This window comes from Curtobacterium sp. BNK-1 (assembly GCF_048685235.1).
Classification (GTDB): Bacteria; Pseudomonadota; Gammaproteobacteria; order Enterobacterales; family Enterobacteriaceae; genus Pantoea; species Pantoea agglomerans.
This window is the reverse complement of the sequence record NZ_JBLQTJ010000001.1, coordinates 2702107-2720168: the sequence shown is the minus strand read 5'-3', so window position 1 is coordinate 2720168 and position 18062 is coordinate 2702107. Positions and strand designations below refer to the sequence as shown.

Annotated in this window: 18 protein-coding genes; 9 read left to right on the top strand and 9 right to left on the bottom strand. The window is 57.1% G+C overall.

Translation table 11 applies throughout. From position 1 onward, the window contains the following. The first annotated feature begins 107 nt into the window (after positions 1-107). On the top strand, positions 108-881 hold the full coding sequence (locus tag ACMGGP_RS12830) for a DUF3750 domain-containing protein (protein ID WP_163798867.1): 774 nt from the start codon (positions 108-110) through the stop codon (positions 879-881). A gap of 30 nt (positions 882-911) precedes the next feature. Here the strand turns inward: ACMGGP_RS12830 and ACMGGP_RS12825 are convergent, their stop codons facing one another. Beyond that, complete coding sequence (locus tag ACMGGP_RS12825) at positions 912-1091, bottom strand: GDFGVC terminal motif YodC-like protein (RefSeq protein ID WP_498798497.1); 180 nt, start codon at positions 1089-1091, stop codon at positions 912-914. Positions 1092-1284: 193 nt separating this feature from the next. Here ACMGGP_RS12825 and ACMGGP_RS12820 point away from each other — a divergent pair, with 193 nt between their 5' ends. Together ACMGGP_RS12820 and ACMGGP_RS12815 are read left to right on the top strand one after the other, a co-directional pair. Further along, a complete protein-coding gene (locus ACMGGP_RS12820) occupies positions 1285-1530 on the top strand; it encodes a hypothetical protein (protein ID WP_010671328.1) in 246 nt (81 codons plus the stop codon). A gap of 20 nt (positions 1531-1550) precedes the next feature. After that, complete coding sequence (locus ACMGGP_RS12815) at positions 1551-2048, top strand: helix-turn-helix transcriptional regulator (protein ID WP_022624132.1); 498 nt, start codon at positions 1551-1553, stop codon at positions 2046-2048. 3 nt (positions 2049-2051) lie between these two features. On the opposite strand, the gene mgtE is transcribed toward ACMGGP_RS12815, so the two are convergent. The 5 genes from mgtE to ppk1 form a co-directional block, all read right to left on the bottom strand. Beyond that, positions 2052-3485, bottom strand: coding sequence for a magnesium transporter (gene mgtE / locus ACMGGP_RS12810; RefSeq protein ID WP_010260086.1), 1434 nt, complete (start codon positions 3483-3485; stop codon positions 2052-2054). A gap of 140 nt (positions 3486-3625) precedes the next feature. Next, the gene (locus ACMGGP_RS12805) at positions 3626-3811 is read right to left on the bottom strand and encodes a YfgG family protein (RefSeq protein WP_340278655.1); all 186 of its coding nucleotides are present in this window, start codon (positions 3809-3811) and stop codon (positions 3626-3628) included. Positions 3812-3912: 101 nt separating this feature from the next. Continuing rightward, a complete protein-coding gene (tehB, locus tag ACMGGP_RS12800) occupies positions 3913-4527 on the bottom strand; it encodes a tellurite resistance methyltransferase TehB (RefSeq protein WP_010671332.1) in 615 nt (204 codons plus the stop codon). Between the two features lie 41 nt (positions 4528-4568). Next, positions 4569-6095 carry an exopolyphosphatase gene (gene ppx / locus ACMGGP_RS12795; RefSeq protein ID WP_010260078.1) on the bottom strand — a complete coding sequence of 509 codons (1527 nt, stop codon included), beginning with the start codon at positions 6093-6095 and terminating at the stop codon, positions 4569-4571. A 5-nt stretch (positions 6096-6100) separates the two neighbouring features. Beyond that, a complete protein-coding gene (gene ppk1, locus ACMGGP_RS12790; RefSeq protein WP_010260075.1) occupies positions 6101-8161 on the bottom strand; it encodes a polyphosphate kinase 1 in 2061 nt (686 codons plus the stop codon). 150 nt (positions 8162-8311) lie between these two features. On the opposite strand from ppk1, the gene ACMGGP_RS12785 reads away from it, so the two are divergent. The 3 genes from ACMGGP_RS12785 to pstB are packed head-to-tail and all read left to right on the top strand — an operon-like array spanning position 8312 to position 12810. Next, on the top strand, positions 8312-10399 hold the full coding sequence (locus ACMGGP_RS12785; protein ID WP_498798496.1) for an ABC transporter permease subunit: 2088 nt from the start codon (positions 8312-8314) through the stop codon (positions 10397-10399). Continuing rightward, entirely contained in the window at positions 10396-12030 is a 1635-nt protein-coding gene (pstA, locus tag ACMGGP_RS12780) for a phosphate ABC transporter permease PstA (protein ID WP_498798495.1), read from the top strand. Before ACMGGP_RS12785 ends, pstA begins: the two co-directional genes overlap by 4 nt. 12 nt (positions 12031-12042) lie before the next feature. Continuing rightward, a complete protein-coding gene (gene pstB / locus ACMGGP_RS12775) occupies positions 12043-12810 on the top strand; it encodes a phosphate ABC transporter ATP-binding protein PstB (RefSeq protein WP_010260068.1) in 768 nt (255 codons plus the stop codon). A gap of 109 nt (positions 12811-12919) precedes the next feature. Here the strand turns inward: pstB and purN are convergent, their stop codons facing one another. Beyond that, positions 12920-13558 carry a phosphoribosylglycinamide formyltransferase gene (purN, locus tag ACMGGP_RS12770; RefSeq protein ID WP_498798494.1) on the bottom strand — a complete coding sequence of 213 codons (639 nt, stop codon included), beginning with the start codon at positions 13556-13558 and terminating at the stop codon, positions 12920-12922. Beyond that, positions 13555-14595: a phosphoribosylformylglycinamidine cyclo-ligase gene (gene purM / locus ACMGGP_RS12765; RefSeq protein ID WP_010671337.1), complete on the bottom strand. Its 1041-nt coding sequence runs from the start codon at positions 14593-14595 to the stop codon at positions 13555-13557. The genes purN and purM overlap by 4 nt, the downstream gene beginning before the upstream one ends. A gap of 230 nt (positions 14596-14825) precedes the next feature. Between purM and upp the strand changes: the two genes are divergently transcribed. The 3 genes from upp to hda all read left to right on the top strand — a co-directional run bounded on the left by upp (position 14826) and on the right by hda (position 17692). After that, positions 14826-15452 carry a uracil phosphoribosyltransferase gene (gene upp / locus ACMGGP_RS12760; RefSeq protein WP_009088774.1) on the top strand — a complete coding sequence of 209 codons (627 nt, stop codon included), beginning with the start codon at positions 14826-14828 and terminating at the stop codon, positions 15450-15452. A gap of 144 nt (positions 15453-15596) precedes the next feature. Next, positions 15597-16883, top strand: coding sequence for a uracil permease (gene uraA / locus ACMGGP_RS12755; RefSeq protein WP_498798493.1), 1287 nt, complete (start codon positions 15597-15599; stop codon positions 16881-16883). Positions 16884-16990: 107 nt separating this feature from the next. Next, the gene (gene hda, locus ACMGGP_RS12750) at positions 16991-17692 is read left to right on the top strand and encodes a DnaA inactivator Hda (protein WP_195719715.1); all 702 of its coding nucleotides are present in this window, start codon (positions 16991-16993) and stop codon (positions 17690-17692) included. Here hda and arsC read toward each other — a convergent pair. After that, complete coding sequence (arsC, locus tag ACMGGP_RS12745; protein WP_498798492.1) at positions 17689-18030, bottom strand: arsenate reductase (glutaredoxin); 342 nt, start codon at positions 18028-18030, stop codon at positions 17689-17691. The genes hda and arsC overlap by 4 nt on opposite strands. Positions 18031-18062 lie beyond the last annotated feature (32 nt).

Sequence of the window (18062 nt, the reverse complement as noted above, 5' to 3'; positions counted from 1 at the left end):
CTCTTAACCGCCGCTTTCACCGATCGTCCGTATCCCAAAGCCGCCGCTTACTGAAACCGCCTGCTGAACAGGCGATTCGCGATTCTTACGTCACCAGGAATGTTGTCATGCTCTCACTTAAAGTGTTCAGCCTGTTTTTTGTTGCCGTACTGCTGCTATCGCTGGGAGCCAGCATTGCGCAGGCGACGCGTCACAGCGAAACCGCAGAGCCGGGCGGCTGGGCGACCGCCCGACGTGATTCGTCCGGGATAGCACCCGACCCGCGCGCTTTATATAGCCTGGCTATTGTACAGGTCTATGCTGCGCCGACCTATGGCTGGAAAGGGGCGGTGGCGGTGCATCCGTGGATCATCTTCAAGCGCGCAGGTGAAACTCGATTCACTCGCTACGAAGTGATTAGCTGGGGCAGCGGCGATAAAGTCCGGCGCAACACCAACCTGCCTGATGGCTACTGGTATGGCGCAAAACCGCGGCTGCTGGTGGAACATCGCGGACCGGAAGCAGAAGCGATGATCCCGCAGATTGAAGCCGCCATTAAATCCTATCCGTGGCCGACAACCTATCGCGCCTGGCCTGGACCAAACAGCAACACCTTCCTGGCGCATATTGGCCGCGAAGTACCCGCTTTAAGGCTTGATCTGCCCGCTAACGCGCTGGGTAAAGATTACCGGCCACTGTGGCGTCCGGTCGGGCTGCCGCCATCCGGGCGCGGCCTGCAGGTGTCGATTCTGGGCGTGGCGGGAGTGACGCTGGGTGCAGAAGAGGGACTTGAAGTCAATCTGCTGGGTCTGAACATGGGAGTCGATTTCACACCGTTCCGGCTGCGTCTGCCGTTTATTGGCGGTCTGGGAAATGACAACCTTCAGCAGGATAAGCCCTGACAGTCTGGCCCCGTCAGGGGCCGTTTCACCTCAGCACACGCCAAAGTCACCCTCTTCGTGATAGAGATTGACGCTCTCTGCTTTCACTTCGAGCTCTTTTTTCGCCGCATCATCAACGCGTGCACACCATAAGGTGTCGCCTTCTACGCGCAGCACCTGCATTTTCGGGCCGCCGGTTTTCGACTGAACAAAATCCTCTGCTTTAAACATATTGCCTCCGTTGATTATCGCTTCTGCTGCCAGATGACTTCTGGCGCTGATCGTTTTTTGTGTGACGTTTTCCAGTTTATACCCTGACTGTTTTACTGCGAGAAAAAGTCTGCGCATGCTGAGCCGCACTAAGATAATTTCATCAGGTTGTCAGTTGACAACTTATCAATTCGGCGTCAGGATAGGGAAAAACATGGCAAGGAAGCGGCATCCCAACAAAGAGATCGAAACGGCGTTACGTTACGCCGAATCCCATGGCTGGCTGGTCGTCACGGGAGGCCATCACGCCTGGGGCAAAATGTACTGTCCGAAAAATCTGTTGATGTGCCGATGTGGGGAGTTTTGTCTGACCTGTATCTGGAGCACACCAAAAAACGCACATCAGCATGCCCGCGCGCTGCGACGCGTGGTCGACAACTGTCACTATCTGAAGTCCTGATGCAGCACAAGGAGAAGCATATGGAATATTGTTTCACATTACGGTTCAGCCTGCCGGAAGGGCATGCGCCGGTGGATGAACTGCTGGAAACGCTGGCAGCGGCAGGCTGTGATGATGCGCTAATCGGCCTGGGCATGCCGGGCAGAATTGCACTGGAGTTCACCCGGGAGTCCGACTCTGCAACGGATGTATTAAAGCAGGCAGAAGAGGATGTGCTGCGTGCGATACCGGGGGCCACGCTGGTGGAAGCCGCACCCGATTTTGTGGGATTGACGGATGTGGCGGAGATCATCGGCATGACGCGTCAGAATATGCGTAAGCTGATGCTCAGCCACCGCCCGCCGTTTCCGCTGCCGGTGCATGACGGTAAAACCGCCATCTGGCACTTAGCGGATGTGCTGGAGTGGCTGAGTCAGCGAGGTAACTATACGCTGCCTGCGGCGACCCGAGAGCTGGCACAGGTAACGCGGCAGCGCAATCTTAACGGGTCGCTGCAACGTTACGGCCTGCAAGCCTGACGATCAGTGCGGCAGCAGGAAAATCGTCGCCAGCCCCAGGAAAATAAAGAAGCCGCCGGTGTCGGTAAGGGCGGTGATCAATACGCTGGAGCCGACGGCGGGATCGCGATTCATTTTAGTCATGACCAGCGGCACCAGCACGCCCATCAGCGCGGCCAGCAGCAGATTAAGCGCCATGGCCAGCATCATAACGCCGCCCAGCGCCATATTGTCATACATCAGCCAGGTGATGCCGCCCATGATGCCGCCCCAGAACAGGCCGTTGATCAGCGCCACGCCAAGCTCGCGGACGATCAAAAACGAAAAGTTGCCCGGTTCAACCTGATGTAAGGCCAGCGCCCGCACAATCATGGTGATGGTCTGATTACCGGTATTGCCGCCGATACCCGCGACGATCGGCATCAGCGTGGCCAGCGCCACGATTTGCGAAATCGTCCCTTCAAACAGCCCGATAACCCGGGAGGCGACAAAGGCAGTGCAGAGATTAATCGCCAGCCAGGCCCAGCGTTTACGTACCGATTTACGCACCGGCGCGAACACATCCTCTTCCTGACTGATACCCCCCATTTTACGAATGTTGCTTTCGTTTTCGGCATTCACCAGGTCGATGATGTCTTCAATGGTCACGCGGCCAATCAGCTTGCCCCTGGCGTCGGTAACGGCGGCTGAAATGAGGTTATAACGTTCAAAGGCGCTGGCAGCGTCTTCGGCCTTATCATTGAGCTGGAAGGTGGTAGGGCGGGCGTTCATCACGTCGCTCACCAGGGTTTTGGGTTTGTTAAGCAGGATGTCCGTCAGCAGCAGTTCGCCCAGCAGCTGATTATCTTTATTGGTGATAAAGAGTTTATCGGTACCGCCCGGCATGCTTTTGCGCTTGCGCAGAAAGCGTTGCACCGTTGCAAGCGTGACATCTTCACGCACCGTCAGGATATTGAAATCCATCACCCGGCCTACGCGGTCACGGTCAAGCTGCACCATATCGAGCATGCGGGCGCGCAGGGCGGGCTCCACCGTTGCCAGCAGGCGTCCGGTCAGGTCACGTGGCAGATAACGCGCCAGCCAGACCTGATCGTCGATATCCAGCGGCTGGATAGCGCGCAGGATATCGCGGTCGCTCATCTCTTCGGTGAGGCTGGCCCAGACCGTTTCAGACGCTTCAACCAGCACATGGCCGCGCCGCTCGTTCGGCACCAGCCGCCACAGCGCCTGACGTTCTTCTTCGGGCAGGGCTTCGAGAATATCCGCAAGGTCAGCGGCATGCAGTTGCAGAATGTCCTGCTCCAGCGCGTCACGCTGGGCCGCATTTTCACGTTGCTGTTCAGGATTGAGATCGCCCGATTTCTCCAGCAGGGCATCAACCAGATCGTGCTCGCTGAGCAGCAGCGTCAGAATGCGATGACGTATTTCACTTAAACGTTGAGAGTGAGAGGCAGACACATTGGATCCCTTAAGTCTGAAAGCACCAGCACGAAGTGTAGCGTTTCGCCTGAAAAAGGGATGCAAAAAAGAGTCCAGTTAGCTGGATAACATTTACGTATCAGGTGCGTTTCAGGCGAAAGGTCGTTATTCGTTATTCGTTATCGCGTATCGCCTGATGTTATGGCAACCGGTTCAGGAATAGCTTTCTGTTTCTGATGATGCTCGAAGGCAGCAGGCAGGATAAAAATCAGGCGACTAAAAAGAATGATAAAACTAATCAGCAGCACAATGCGGGTCATGGTGCCGGTTTTTTGACGTCTTCGGGGAGAAATAGCGCTGTTCACGCGGGGTGGTTCCTGTAATGACCCCATCTGGGGCGACTGCAATATTTAGTCACAGTCGCCTGATGAAATCAATCGCTGTTGAAAAAAACAGCAGATAAAAATCAGTAACTCGCTTTTTGCGCCAGCAGCGTCGCAAAACGACAGGTGATGCGGTTGCCATTTTCATCTGTGCGATGCAACTGACCGGGGTGCTCGTTGTACTTCACGATGTGCCAGTTGCGGTAGTAGTGGCTGAGCTCGCCTGATTTAAACGCAAAGGAGAAATCAGCCGGGCAGGGCATATCGTCCGTGTTCATCGCCGCCACGATCAGGTTAAAACCGTCTCTGACCGTACAGGCCTGCATGTCGGCAATCAGCTGCGGAATAGTCTGCGGCTGAAGGAACATCATCACCACGGTCGACAGCACAAAGTTGAAGCCGCCATTAAAGCGCGTGTTGTTCAGGTCGCGCTGCTCGGTATGAATGCCGCTGAGATTTTCCTGCGCAATAATCTCCTGCAGGCGCGCCAGGCTTTGCGGATTATGATCCCACGCCGTGACGTCAAAACCGTGCTGATTCAGAAACAGCGTATTGCGTCCCACGCCACAGCCAAGGTCAAGCGCCTTGCCGACGTTGAGCTGGGGCAGCGCCGCAACCACTTCGGAGTGGGGCGGCGTTAAACCATAGGTTTCGGCAAAATAGTTTTCGCCTGAAAGTGGTGCGGTTGGTTGTGTCATATTCATCATTTCAGTTAAACGGGCGCCAGGCGCCCGTGTTGTCAGACTTCTTCTTCGAGGATCAGTTTCCATCCCGTGACGTCATTCCAGTAAACCTGCTCCCGTTCAAGATCGAGCTGAACCAGGTTGTTCTGCGTGAAGTAGCCCGCCGGGAAGGTCAGCGTCCAGTGGCCATCATCGCATTTCAGGGTTAACGCCTCCGGACGCGTGGTGGCCTGTCGCTGATTATTCAACAGGGTACCCAGGCGCAGCAGGAAGATCAGCGGTACAAACTGCTTTTTCTTGAACAGCGTCACGCGCGGCAGCTCATCAAGCTTTATCGCTTTACGATGGAATCTGACCAGCGCCGCCAGCAGCATCTGCTGATCCTGATTGAAGCCCGGCAGGTTGGTGTTTTGAAGAATATAGGCTGAATGGCGTTGCAGGCCGCTGTGATTAATGGTCAGGCCCACTTCGTGCAGCATCGCCGCCCATTTCAGCAGTGCGGCCAGTTGTGGATTCGCCAGTTTCTGATTCTGCTCGCGCCACTGCAGATAAAGCTGCTCGGTAGTGTCGAGCACGCGTCGTGCCTGGTCGCTGTCGATAGCGTAATGGTTCGCCAGACTCTGTGCCGTACGGCTGCGAATATCCTGATGGCGGAAACGGCCCTCCATCTCATAGAGCACGCCTTCACGCAGCGCACCGTCGGAGAGGCGCAATTCGCGAATGGCCAGCGCATCAAATACGCCGCAAAGAATCGCCAGCCCGGGTACAAACACGCCTTTACGCTCTTCCGACAGACCCGGCAGGCTGAGTGCAGCAAAGGATTTGTGTTTCATCACCTCGTCATAGAGCTTTTCGAGGCGCTCAGGCGTAATCAGCTTCTCTTTTTCATCCATCGCCAGCAGCACTTCGCAGGCGGCTTTGATGGTGCCGGACGCGCCCAGCGCATATTGCCAGCCATGCAGACGATATTGCCACGCCAGCGTTTCCAGCTTCTGCGCGGCCGCTAAACGGGCGCGACGGAAGTTTTCACGGCTGATTTCACCTTTCGGGAAATAGAGCTGGGCGAAACTGACGCAACCCATGCGTCGGCTCTCAACCAGTTGCGGTTCAAAATCCTCGCCAATGACCAGCTCAGTTGATCCGCCGCCGATATCGATCACCAGCTTGCGGCCTTTCTCCGGCTGGGTATGTTCAACGCCCATAAAGATCAGGCGAGCCTCTTCATGGCCCGAAATCACCTCGATCGGATAGGGGATCACCTCGGCCGCACGTTGCAGGAAGGTTTCGGCGTTGACCGCCTCGCGCAGCGTATGGGTACCGACAATCGTCACGTTGCTTGGACTGAACCCCTGCAGGCGCTCGGCGAACAGGGCCAGGCAGGCTAACCCTCGCTCCATCGCTTCCTCGCTGAGGTTGTGCCGGGCATCCAGTCCGTCAGCCAGATGGACGCGCTGCTTAAGGCGGCCCAGTACCTGCATCGCACCATCGACAACCCGCGCAATCACCATATGGAAACTGTTCGAGCCCAGGTCAATCGCCGCAAACTCCTGGGGTTTTGGCGTACTTTTATGAGAAATTGGCATAGGATTTATTCAGGTTGTTCCAGTTTCTTGATGTAATCATAAATGGCCAGCTGCGATCGCACTTTACGACGATTGCCGCGCTGGACGTAATGGTTACTCAACTCTTTATCGACGATGCGGGCTTTCACCGTATCACTCAACTGAATAGCAATAATGTCGAGTATGCGCTGCCGGATGTGGGGATCGAGAATCGCCACTGCCACTTCGATACGGTAATCAATGTTACGTGTCATCCAGTCAGCGGAGGAGAGGAACACCTTCTTATCGCCGCCATTCTCAAAAATATAGACGCGATCGTGTTCCAGATAACGGTCAACAATACTGATGACACGAATATTTTCACTGATCCCGGGCAAGTCAGGGATTAATGAGCACATTCCGCGCACCAGAAGATTGACCTTCACCCCTACGCTGGAGGCTGTATAAAGCCGATCAACCAGACCTTTGTCCACCAGATTGTTGATTTTCAGAGTAATGCCGCAGGGCTTATTCTGCTGCGCATTAGCAATTTCGGTGTCGATTAGCTCATACAGCATCCGGCGCGAGTTCTGCGGCGAGACCATCAGATGATCGAACGTCACGGGCCGGTAGGGATTCTCAATAAAGTTGAACACCCGACGTACTTCATTGGTGATGCGCGCATCCGCGGTCAGCAACGAGTAATCCGTATAGAGACGCGCGGTTTTCTCGTTAAAGTTGCCGGTACCGATATGCGCGTAGCGCACAATTTCTTCGCCTTCGCGGCGTGAAATCAGGAACAGCTTGGCGTGGATCTTCAGGCCTGGTGCGGAGAAAATGACATGCACGCCCGCTTCAGTCAGGCGTTTCGCCCAGTAAATATTGGCTTCTTCATCAAAGCGCGCCTGCAGCTCCACCACCACCGTGACTTTTTTACCGTTATAGGCGGCATGGATCATCGCATCCATGATGCGGGAATGCTTAGCAACGCGGTAGATGTTGATTTTTATCGCCAGCACGCTGGGGTCGAACGACGCCTGACGCAGCAGCTCCAGCACATGCTCAAAGGTGTGGTACGGGTAGTAGAGCAGCACGTCGCGATTGCGAATCGCATCAAAGCCGTTGCGGAAGCCATCAAAGCCGATGTGGCGAATCTGCGGCAGCGGGCGGTTCACCAGGTTATTTTTGCCGACGTTAGGGAAGCCGATAAAGTCTTTGAAGTTGTGGTAGCGGCCGCCTGGCAGGATGGAGTCCAGGTTTGAGATGGAAAGCTTGTGGCACAGCAGCGACACCATCGTGTCTGGCATATCGCGCTGGTAGACGAAACGCACCGGTTCCGCCGTCAGTCGCTGCTTCAGGCTGGAGGACATCAGCTCCAGCAGGCTGGACTCCATCTCCGTGACCAGGTCGTACTCGGCGTCACGCGTCATTTTCATTGAATAGGCGTTGAGCGCGTCGTAGTCGTAGAAACCTTTAAAAATGTCATCCAGGCAGTAGCGCAGAATGTTATCCAGCAGGATCATTGGCTTACGGCGGCGCGGTGGCTCAGCCGGTAAATTGATGAAACGCGGGACTTTGTCGGACGGAATTTCCAGCAGCGCATACTGAATATTGTCACCGCGAATGATCTCTACCGCCAGATAGGTGTAGTCATCTTTAAGGAATTCGGTCAGATCCGTTTCATGGGTGATCAGAATCGGCGAGATATGCTGACGCAGTTCGTGCTTGAAGTAGTGGCGCAGCCACGCCTGCTGATTGGATGAGAGCTGACGTTCGTTGATCAGGAAGATCTGGTTACGTGCCATCTCCAGCAGCAGATCGTTATATAACGCATCAAACTCCTGATCGGACTTCATTACCCGCTGCTGAATTTTCTTAAACAGATGGCGTGGCGTACTGGCGGAACCCTGCTCTTCACCAATCAGAATGCGGCGTTTGAGGTCGGCGAAACGCACTTTATAGAATTCGTCGAGATTGTTGGAGTAGATACCCAGAAAGCGCATCCGCTCAATCAGTGGATTGCTTTTGTCTGCTGCTTCCTGCAAAACCCGTTCATTAAAGGATAACCAGCTTAATTCTTTTTCAATATAAAGCTTTACCTGACCCATTCTCACTCCATTTAGCGGTTGCAGGACTGAAGATCCAGTATCCACCAACATTATGGCGAGAGTATGGCAGCGTTGTCCAACGCCAGGAGTTGTCTTATCAATCGGCTACGGGCAACATAGCGGCTTATTTTGGCCTGCTAGCGGAACCGCATGAGCGCAAACCACATTCCTGTCCAATTCAGCGATCGTAAGCGTCGTGCCGTTGACCGTCTGACACGGCGACTGGTCACCTGCTGTGGCGTGGCGATCCTGCTATTGATGCTGCTGCTCTTCTGCTGGCTGATTGGCGTGGTATTACCGCTGTTTAATGCGCCGGGCCTGCAGATTGCGGCCAGCCAGCAACTCTGGGATCGTGCGCCAGCCTTAGCGATTGGCAATCAGGGGAAGGTCGGCTGGCGCATCAGCGAGCGCGGTGCGGCGCGTTTTATTCCGCTGGATGGTCAGCCTGCGGAACCGGCACTGGCCCTGACCCCGCCGCCCGGGGAGATAGTGCGGAGTGCCGATGAGCAGACGTTACTGCTGAATATGCAGGGTGCGCTGACTCTGATTCAGCCAACCGCCGACCAGCAGTGGCGTTTTCCGCTGGGCGATAAACCGTTTCATCTGCCCGATGGCGCAGTGACGAAGATGGCGCTGGCGACGCGCCATGCGGGTCAGTGGCGTATAGCCGCACTCACTGAGGCCGGACTCCGGGTGCTGACGCTCGGCACCGATCGCCAGGCCTCGGTTATCCCGCTGCCGCAACGCCAGCTGGATCTGCTGGCGCTCTCGCCGTCCGGCGATCTGCTCTACACCACCGAAGGCAATCTGCTGCGGGTCTGGCAACTTGACGATGACCGTGCACTATTGCGCGAAACGCACGCCCTGCCGCAGCGGCCAAAAAGTCTGCATCTGCTGGTGGGCGGCACAAGCCTGCTGATCCAGGATGGCAGCGGCGTCACGCAGTGGTTTGCTATCGCCAGCGAACAGGGGCCGCGCCTGCAGCGCATTCGTACTTTTGCCAGCAGCGACGGTGAGACCATTCTGGTGACGGAATCACAACGCCGCGTGTTTGCGACGCTCAGTAAACAGGGGATGCTGCGGCTGTTTGCCAGCAAGCAGAATGGCCCGATACTGCAGCGTCAGCTGGAACCTGGCATTGTGCTGGCGCAGTTTTCGCCACGTGGCGACAGTCTGCTGATTGAACGGGCGGGAAGCTGGCAGACTCTGCGGCTTGATAATCCGTGGCCGGACGTCACCTGGCGCAATTTCTGGCAAAAAATCTGGTATGAAAATTACCCCGGACCGGACTGGATCTGGCAATCGACCGCGGCGGGTGACAGTTATCAGGCCAAGTTCAGCCTGATGCCGATGGTGATGGGTACGCTGAAAGCGGCGAGTTTAGCGCTGCTGTTTGCCACACCGCTGGCGCTGGCGGCGGCGATGTACACCGCCTGGTTTATGGCGCCAGGCCTGCGACGCTGGGTCAAACCGGCCATTGAGATGATGGGTGCGCTGCCAAGCGTGGTCGTGGGGCTGATTGCCGGGATCTGGCTCGCGCCGCATATTGGTCAGGCGCTGGTAGGTGTGCTGCTGCTGCCGCTGACGCTGGCGGGCACGCTGCTGCTGTGCGGCGTATTCATCGCGCGTTTACCGCCGCGCTGGCGTCAGCCGGGTCGTGAAGTGCTGATTCTGCTGCCGCTGTTGCTGCTGGTCACGCTGCTGACGCTGTGGCTGCCCACGCTGTTGATACCGGATGCGGGCGACTGGCTGCCGCATTACGAACAGCGCAATCTGCTGGTGGCCGCGCTGGCGATGGGCTTTGCGCTGGTACCGCTGATCTTTACCCTCTCTGAGGATGCGCTGTTCAGCGTGCCCGCAGCGTTAGGGCAGGGCTCGCTGGCACTGGGCGCGACGCCGTGGCAAACCCTGACCCGCGTCGTGCTGCCGGGTGCTTCCGCCGGTATTTTTGCCGCCCTGATGATTGGTCTGGGGCGTGCCGTAGGAGAAACCATGATTTTGCTGATGGCGACCGGCAACACGCCGCAAAGTGAAGGTGGCCTGTTCAGCGGCCTGCGCGCGCTGTCCGCCAATATCGCCATTGAGATGCCGGAAGCGGCGGCGGGGAGTGCCCATTATCGCGTGCTGTTTCTTAGCGCCCTGATGCTGCTGCTGTTTACGCTGGTGATCAACACGGTTGCCGAGCTGATCCGTCAGCGGCTGCGCCAGCGCTACAGCCAGCACGAGGAGCAGGCATGAAAGCGATGCGACAGAACGATCGCTGGCGCTGGCTAACCGCCGGTGCCGTAGCCGTCTGCCTGCTGGCCTTTACGCTGCTGATTGGGTTACTGGCCTGGCAGGGCGTGCGCGCTTTCTGGCCGCAGCGCGTCGATCTCTACACGTTTAGCCAGCCTGAAGGGGGCGAGACGCGGCTGCTGGGTGAAACCCTGGAACATCAGTGGCGCTTTCCGGCCCCGGCAGATGAGCAGGGCAACAGCGGCGGACAGGTTAATCGCTATCTGATTAAAACCGGTAACCGTGACTGGGACGCACCCGATTTCCGGGTGGTTTACAGTCGCACGGCGGCGCAGGTCAGCCAGCCAGCGGACATCATGGTGCTGCAGCGCCGCAGCCACGGTCAGGCATACGGCTGGTTTGTCGGCCTGCGTGAGGATAATGAAGAGCTGACTGCGCAGGATCCCGATGCACTGCTGCATCAGCGGCTCGGACAGGTGCAGATGCTGGTGCGGCAGGCTAATCAGATTCGCCGGGTCGATATGGCGCGCCTCAACAGCCAGCGTGAGCAGCTTGATGAGCAGGCGGCCACAAACCGTGCTGCCGGGCGCTTTGATCTGCAGGCCGAGTCAGAATATCAGGCCAATCAGGCCGCTTTGCAGCGCCGGTTTAATCAGCTGAGCGAGACACTGGCTTCGCTGCAACAGCAGAGTCAGCGCGATCTGTTAATCCTGCGGGATGTGCATGGCACCGAACATGCGATCCCGCTGACCGAAATCGTTGACAGCTGGAAGCCGAACGCGATGACGCTGACCGGCAAAACGCTGCATTTTCTGCATCAACTGTGGCGTTTCGTCAGTGATTCACCCGCTGAAGGCGAGAGTGAATCCGGGGCGTTCCCGGCGATCTTTGGCACCGTGCTGATGGTGCTGCTGATGTCGGTGGTCGTGATGCCGCTGGGTGTCATCGCCGCCATCTGGCTGCATGAATATGCCGGGCGCAATGCGCTGACCAGACTGGTACGCATTGCGGTGGTCAATCTGGCAGGTGTTCCTTCAATCGTCTATGGCGTATTTGGTCTGGGCTTCTTTGTCTGGCTGGTGGGCGGCACGATAGACCAGCTCTTCTTCGCCAGCGCGCTGCCCAATCCCACCTTCGGGACACCTGGTTTGCTGTGGGCGTCGCTGACTCTGGCGTTACTAACGCTGCCGGTGGTGATTGTGGCGACCGAAGAGGGACTATCCCGCATTCCCAACAGCCTGCGGCAGGGGTCGCTGGCGCTGGGCGCGACTCAGGCGGAAACCCTGTGGAACGTGGTGCTGCCGATGGCGGTGCCTGCCATGCTGACCGGCCTGATTCTGGCGGTGGCGCGTGCCGCTGGTGAAACCGCGCCGCTGATGCTGGTTGGCGTGGTAAAAATGGTGCCGGAACTGCCCGTCGACGCGGTGTTTCCTTATCTGCATCTGGATCGCAAATTTATGCATCTGGGCTTCCAGATTTACGATCTGGCGTTTCAGAGTCCGAATATTGAAGCTGACCGGCCGCTGGTGTTCGCCACCGCGCTCCTGCTGGTGCTGATTATTCTGTCGCTTAATCTGCTGGCGATGGGCCTGCGTCACCGTCTGCGTGAACGCTATCGCCTTATGACTCAATAACAGGCTATGACTATGACGTCCGACACGGATATCGCGCTGACCGTTAACCAGCTGTCGCTGTGGTATGGCGAGCGCCAGGCGCTGCAGGCTATTTCGCTGCAGGTGCCGAAAAACAAGATTACCGCACTGATTGGTCCCTCCGGCTGTGGCAAATCGACGCTGCTGCGCTGCTTTAATCGCATGAATGATGTGATTGATCATTGCCGGGTCGAGGGTGAGGTATTGCTGGGATCGCAGCCGATCCTGCGACCCGAGCAGGATCTCTCGGCGCTGCGTCGTCGGGTCGGCATGGTGTTTCAGCGGCCCAATCCTTTTCCAAAATCGATCTATGAAAATGTGGTCTACGGGCTGCGTTTACAGGGTGTACGCGACCGGCGGGTGCTGAACGAAGCCTGTGAACGTGCGCTGCGCGCGGCGGCGCTGTGGAGTGAGGTCAAAGATCAGCTGTCACAGAATGCGCTGACGCTCTCTACCGGACAGCAGCAGCGGCTGGTGATTGCCCGCGCCATTGCGATTGAACCGGAAGTTCTGCTGCTGGATGAGCCGACCTCCGCGCTCGATCCCATCTCCACGCTGGTGATTGAAGAGCTGATGACCACGCTCAAGCAGCATTTCACGCTGGTGCTGGTGACGCACAACATGCAGCAGGCTTCTCGCGTGTCAGATTACACCGCGTTTATGCATCAGGGCGCGTTAGTGGAGTTTGATGAGACTGACCGTATCTTTACCGCGCCAAAACAGCGACGGACCGAAGATTATATTACGGGGCGCTACGGTTAAGTCAGTAACGGGAGCAGAGCAGGTTGTTATGTCAGACGGCTCAATGGTTCCCTGAGCCTTTACCCCGACCGCCAGCACTTCAGGGGAAGCCCCGGCTTCCCCTGTCGGGTCAGTCGTTAGCATAACCCCGCGGCGGCAGCGGTTCGCCATCCAGCCAGGCCTTGCCGTCACGCATCGCCAGACGACCCTCAACAAACCAGCCGATTACCATCGGATAGATGGCATGCTCCTGATGCTGCACCCGCTCCGTAATCTCCGCTTCGCTGTCGCCGGGAAAAACCGGGACTTTGGCCTGCAGGATCACCGGACCCCCATCCAGCTCATCAGTGACGAAATGCACGGAGGTGCCATGTTCGCTATCGCCATTTTCCAGCGCCTGACGATGCGTATGCAGACCCGGATATTTCGGCAACAGGGAAGGGTGGATATTCAGCAGGCGATCGTGAAAATGGGCTACGAACGCGCTGCTGAGAATGCGCATATATCCTGCCAGCACAATCAGGTCTGGACTGTAGGCTTCGATTTCAGCGATGAGCTGGCGATCGAAGGCTTCGCGGTCAGTGAAGTCGCTGGCGGCAAGCGAGTGGGCAGGAATGCCTGCTTCCTGCGCCCGCGTCAGGCCATAAGCGGCGGCGCGGTTGCTGAACACGGCAGCCACGCTGCCGTGAATCCGCCCGCTTGCACAGGCGTCAAGGATGGACTGAAGGTTACTTCCGTTGCCGGAAATCAGTACAACCAGCTTTTTCATCCGTTAATGACCACACGCTCTTCGGCATCAGACGCTTTAATTACGCCGAGCTTCCAGGCTTTCTCGCCCGCAGCCTGCATCAGCGCAATCGCGTTGTCCGCGTCTGCCGGACTCAGGGCGATGATCATGCCGACGCCGCAGTTAAAGGTGCGGTACATCTCGAAACGGCTGACGTTGCCTGCCTGCTGTAACCAGCTGAAGACGGCCGGCCATTGCCAGCTCTTCTCGTCGATGACGGCCTGAGTGTTGTCGGGCAGCACGCGCGGAATATTCTCCCAGAAGCCGCCGCCGGTCAGGTGTGCGATAGCGTGCACATCGACCTGCTCAATCAGGCTCAGGATATTTTTCACGTAGATGCGGGTCGGTTCCAGCAGATGATCGGCCAGCGGTTTGCCTTCCAGCTGTTCAGCCAGCGGATCGGTGTTGCTGACTTCCAGAATCTTACGCACCAGCGAATAGCCGTTGGAGTGCGGGCCGCTGGAGCCGAGAGCGATAAGTACATCGCCATCCTGCACCTTGCTGCCATCAATGATCTCTGACTTTTCCACCACGCCAACACAGAAACCGGCCACATCGTAATCTTCACCGTGATACATGCCTGGCATCTCAGCGGTTTCACCGCCCACCAGCGCACAACCCGACTGCAGACAACCTTCGGCGATGCCGGTGATCACCGCAGAGGCGGTATCCACATCCAGTTTGCCGGTAGCGTAGTAGTCGAGGAAGAAGAGGGGCTCGGCGCCCTGTACTACCAGGTCGTTGACGCACATCGCCACCAGGTCAACACCAATGGCATCGTGACGTTTGAGATCCATCGCCAGACGCAGCTTGGTGCCAACGCCATCGGTGCCGGAGACCAGCACCGGTTCACGGTATTTTTGCGGCAGCGCGCAAAGCGCACCAAAACCGCCCAGTCCACCCATCACTTCCGGGCGACGCGTCTTTTTCACTACGCCTTTAATACGGTCAACCAGAGCGTTACCAGCATCAATATCAACACCGGCGTCTTTGTAACTGAGAGAGGTTTTGTCGGTCACTGCGAGGTCCCCACGCGAGTTGCGGTTGGTGGTTTAAAATAAAGCGCGGCAATTCTATCAGTGCAGGCAAACGTTTGCGAGTCCGGGATTGCGCATCGGGCGATTTTCATTAATCCTCTATTTGTCCCGGTAAAACCCGCGGCTTTGCGCAAGAGCAGGTGGCGCGGAGCGTAAAAGGCGGTATAATCCCGCGATTTTTTTTTAGCTCAACTCATTCCGGGAGAACACCAATGAAGATCGTGGAAGTCAGACACCCGCTGGTCAAACATAAACTGGGCTTGATGCGTGAGCATGATATCAGTACAAAGCGTTTTCGCGAGCTGGCGTCTGAAGTGGGCAGCCTGCTGACCTACGAAGCGACCGCCGATCTGGAAACAGAGCGCGTAACCATTGAGGGCTGGAATGGCCCGGTAGAGATCGATCAGATCAAAGGCAAAAAAATCACGGTGGTGCCGATTCTGCGTGCCGGTCTTGGCATGATGGAAGGGGTGCTGGAGCACGTTCCCAGCGCCCGTATCAGCGTGGTAGGTGTTTACCGTGATGAAGAGACACTGGAGCCGGTTCCCTATTTCCAGAAGCTGGTCTCTAACATCGAAGAGCGCCTGGCGCTGGTCGTCGATCCTATGCTGGCGACTGGCGGTTCCATGATTGCCACCATCGACCTGCTGAAGAAAGCGGGCTGCACCAGCATTAAAGTGCTGGTACTGGTTGCCGCACCAGAAGGGATTGCCGCGCTGGAGAAAGCGCATCCTGACGTTGAGCTTTACACCGCGTCAGTGGATCAGGGACTGAATGAGAAGGGTTACATCATTCCCGGGCTCGGCGATGCCGGGGACAAGATTTTCGGAACCAAATAAATCGCATAGCCGACCAGAGAGTCGGCTTTTTTTTGGCAAAAAAAAGATCCCCGAACGGGTTTGGTGTGGCTGCGAGGCTCACCGGCGTGCCTGCTGCTGTGCCAGAGGCGCGCGCCATGGGGGATAAATAACACAAGGGGATAAATGATGACTCGTCGCGCCATTGGCGTCAGTGAACGACCGCCGTTACTGCAAACCATTCCACTCAGCCTGCAACACCTGTTCGCCATGTTTGGTGCCACGGTACTGGTACCGATTCTGTTCCACATCAACCCGGCGACGGTGCTGTTATTTAACGGCGTAGGGACGCTGATCTACCTCTTTATCTGTAAAGGCAAAATTCCCGCTTACCTCGGTTCCAGTTTTGCCTTTATCTCGCCAGTACTGCTATTGCTGCCGCTGGGGTATGAGGTCGCGCTGGGCGGATTTATCCTGTGCGGCGTGCTGTTCTGTCTGGTGGCGCTGATTGTCAAACGCGCGGGCACCGGCTGGCTCGATGTGATGTTTCCCCCGGCGGCGATGGGCGCGATTGTCGCCGTCATCGGTCTGGAGCTGGCGGGTGTTGCCGCAAATATGGCAGGTCTGCTGCCCGCGGAAGGCAGTGCGCCCGACAGTACAACCGTGCTGATTTCGCTGGTCACGCTGGCAGTGACGGTATTCGGTTCCGTGCTGTTTCGTGGCTTCCTGGCGATCATCCCGATTCTGGTCGGGGTGGTAGCGGGTTATCTGCTCTCTGCATTTATGGGCATCGTTGACTGGAGCGGCGTGGTTAAAGCACCCTGGTTTGCGCTGCCAACTTTCTATACCCCGCGCTTTGAGTGGGTGGCGATGCTGACGATCCTGCCTGCGGCGCTGGTGGTGATTGCCGAGCATATCGGTCATCTGGTGGTCACCGCCAACATCGTAAAGAAAGATCTGATTCGCGACCCTGGCCTGCATCGTTCGATGTTCGCCAACGGCTTATCAACGGTCATCTCCGGCTTCTTTGGTTCAACGCCTAACACCACCTACGGCGAAAACATCGGGGTGATGGCAATTACCCGCGTCTACAGTACCTGGGTGATTGGCGGCGCGGCGATTCTGGCGATCCTGCTCTCCTGTGTCGGCAAACTGGCGGCGGTGATCCAGGCGATCCCGGTACCGGTAATGGGCGGCGTGTCGCTGCTGCTGTATGGCGTGATCGGCGCATCCGGTATCCGGGTGTTGATCGAATCCAAAGTCGATTACAACAAAGCGCAAAATCTGATCCTGACCTCGGTGATCCTGATCATCGGCGTCAGCGGTGCGAAGGTGCATATCGGTGCTGCAGAGCTGAAAGGCATGGCGCTGGCGACAATCGTAGGGGTTGGATTAGCGTTGATCTTCCGTATGATCTCACTGCTGCGCCCGGAAGAAGTGGTGCTGGAGGCTGAAGAATCGCGCGAGCCGTGATCGCAGCAAGCCTGACAGGATCGGGGCAGGGACGCCCCATTCATCTCTTTCTGAAAACTGTGTTAGACTTCCCCCGATTTTTTGCTTGTTCTCTTGCTGAGGTGCTTCTGAACACGCCGGCACAATTGTCATTGCCACTCTATTTACCTGACGATGAAACCTTCTCCAGCTTCTGGCCGGGGGAAAACCCGTCGCTGATTGCCGCGCTGAAAGGCGCTCTCAACCAACAACATGGCAGCTATCTCTACTTCTGGTCACGCGAAGGCGGAGGGCGGAGCCATTTGCTGCACGCCGCGTGCGCCGAGATGTCAGCGCGCAGCGAAGCGGTCGGTTACGTTCCGCTGGATAAACGCACCTGGTTTGTACCGGAAGTACTGGAAGGGATGGAGCAGCTGTCACTGGTCTGCATCGATAACATCGAGTGCATTGCAGGCGAGCCTGAATGGGAAATGGCGATCTTCGATCTCTATAACCGTATTCTGGAAACCGGCAATACGCGCCTGTTTATTACCGGCGATCGTCCGCCACGCCAGCTTAATCTGCAACTGCCCGATCTCGCCTCGCGGCTGGACTGGGGGCAGATCTATCGCCTGCAGCCTCTCTCCGACGAAGATAAATTACAGGCGCTGCAACTGCGCGCCGGGTTACGCGGATTTGAGCTGCCGGAAGATGTGGGGCGCTTCCTGCTGAAGCGACTGGATCGTGAAATGCGCACCCTGTTTGATACGCTGGATCGGCTTGATCGCGCCTCGATCAGCGCCCAGCGTAAACTCACCATTCCGTTTGTGAAAGAGACACTCGGCCTTTAAAACAGGTCGAGCACCGCTTCGGGCGGACGCCCGATCCGCGCCTTGTCGCCATTGATCACTATCGGCCTTTCAATCAGCACCGGATGTTCCACCAGCGCATCCAGCAGCGCACTTTCGCTTTTGTCGCTGAGTGCCAGTTCGCTATAGATCGCCTCTTTAGTCCGTATCAACTGCTGTGCGCTCTGCATTCCCAGTTTCTGTAACAGGATTTGCAGCGTCTCGCGATCGGGCGGCGCTTGCAGATAGAGCACCACGTCCGGCTCTATCCCGCGGGCGTTCAGCAGCGCCAGCGTCTCGCGGCTCTTGCTGCAGCGCGGGTTGTGGTAAATCGTCACCATCTCAGACTCTCCTTTATTCGCAGCGTGAATGC

Excerpts from the sequence above, each read along its gene's own strand:
- ACMGGP_RS12830 (WP_163798867.1), top strand. The coding sequence starts at position 108 with ATGCTCTCACTTAAAGTGTTCAGCCTGTTTTTTGTTGCCGTACTGCTG.
- ACMGGP_RS12825 (WP_498798497.1), bottom strand. The coding sequence starts at position 1,091 with ATGTTTAAAGCAGAGGATTTTGTTCAGTCGAAAACCGGCGGCCCGAAA.
- ACMGGP_RS12820 (WP_010671328.1), top strand. The coding sequence starts at position 1,285 with ATGGCAAGGAAGCGGCATCCCAACAAAGAGATCGAAACGGCGTTACGT.
- ACMGGP_RS12815 (WP_022624132.1), top strand. The coding sequence starts at position 1,551 with ATGGAATATTGTTTCACATTACGGTTCAGCCTGCCGGAAGGGCATGCG.
- tehB (WP_010671332.1), bottom strand. The coding sequence starts at position 4,527 with ATGACACAACCAACCGCACCACTTTCAGGCGAAAACTATTTTGCCGAA.
- ppx (WP_010260078.1), bottom strand. The coding sequence starts at position 6,095 with ATGCCAATTTCTCATAAAAGTACGCCAAAACCCCAGGAGTTTGCGGCG.
- ppk1 (WP_010260075.1), bottom strand. The coding sequence starts at position 8,161 with ATGGGTCAGGTAAAGCTTTATATTGAAAAAGAATTAAGCTGGTTATCC.
- ACMGGP_RS12785 (WP_498798496.1), top strand. The coding sequence starts at position 8,312 with ATGAGCGCAAACCACATTCCTGTCCAATTCAGCGATCGTAAGCGTCGT.
- pstA (WP_498798495.1), top strand. The coding sequence starts at position 10,396 with ATGAAAGCGATGCGACAGAACGATCGCTGGCGCTGGCTAACCGCCGGT.
- pstB (WP_010260068.1), top strand. The coding sequence starts at position 12,043 with ATGACGTCCGACACGGATATCGCGCTGACCGTTAACCAGCTGTCGCTG.
- purN (WP_498798494.1), bottom strand. The coding sequence starts at position 13,558 with ATGAAAAAGCTGGTTGTACTGATTTCCGGCAACGGAAGTAACCTTCAG.
- upp (WP_009088774.1), top strand. The coding sequence starts at position 14,826 with ATGAAGATCGTGGAAGTCAGACACCCGCTGGTCAAACATAAACTGGGC.
- uraA (WP_498798493.1), top strand. The coding sequence starts at position 15,597 with ATGATGACTCGTCGCGCCATTGGCGTCAGTGAACGACCGCCGTTACTG.
- arsC (WP_498798492.1), bottom strand. The coding sequence starts at position 18,030 with ATGGTGACGATTTACCACAACCCGCGCTGCAGCAAGAGCCGCGAGACG.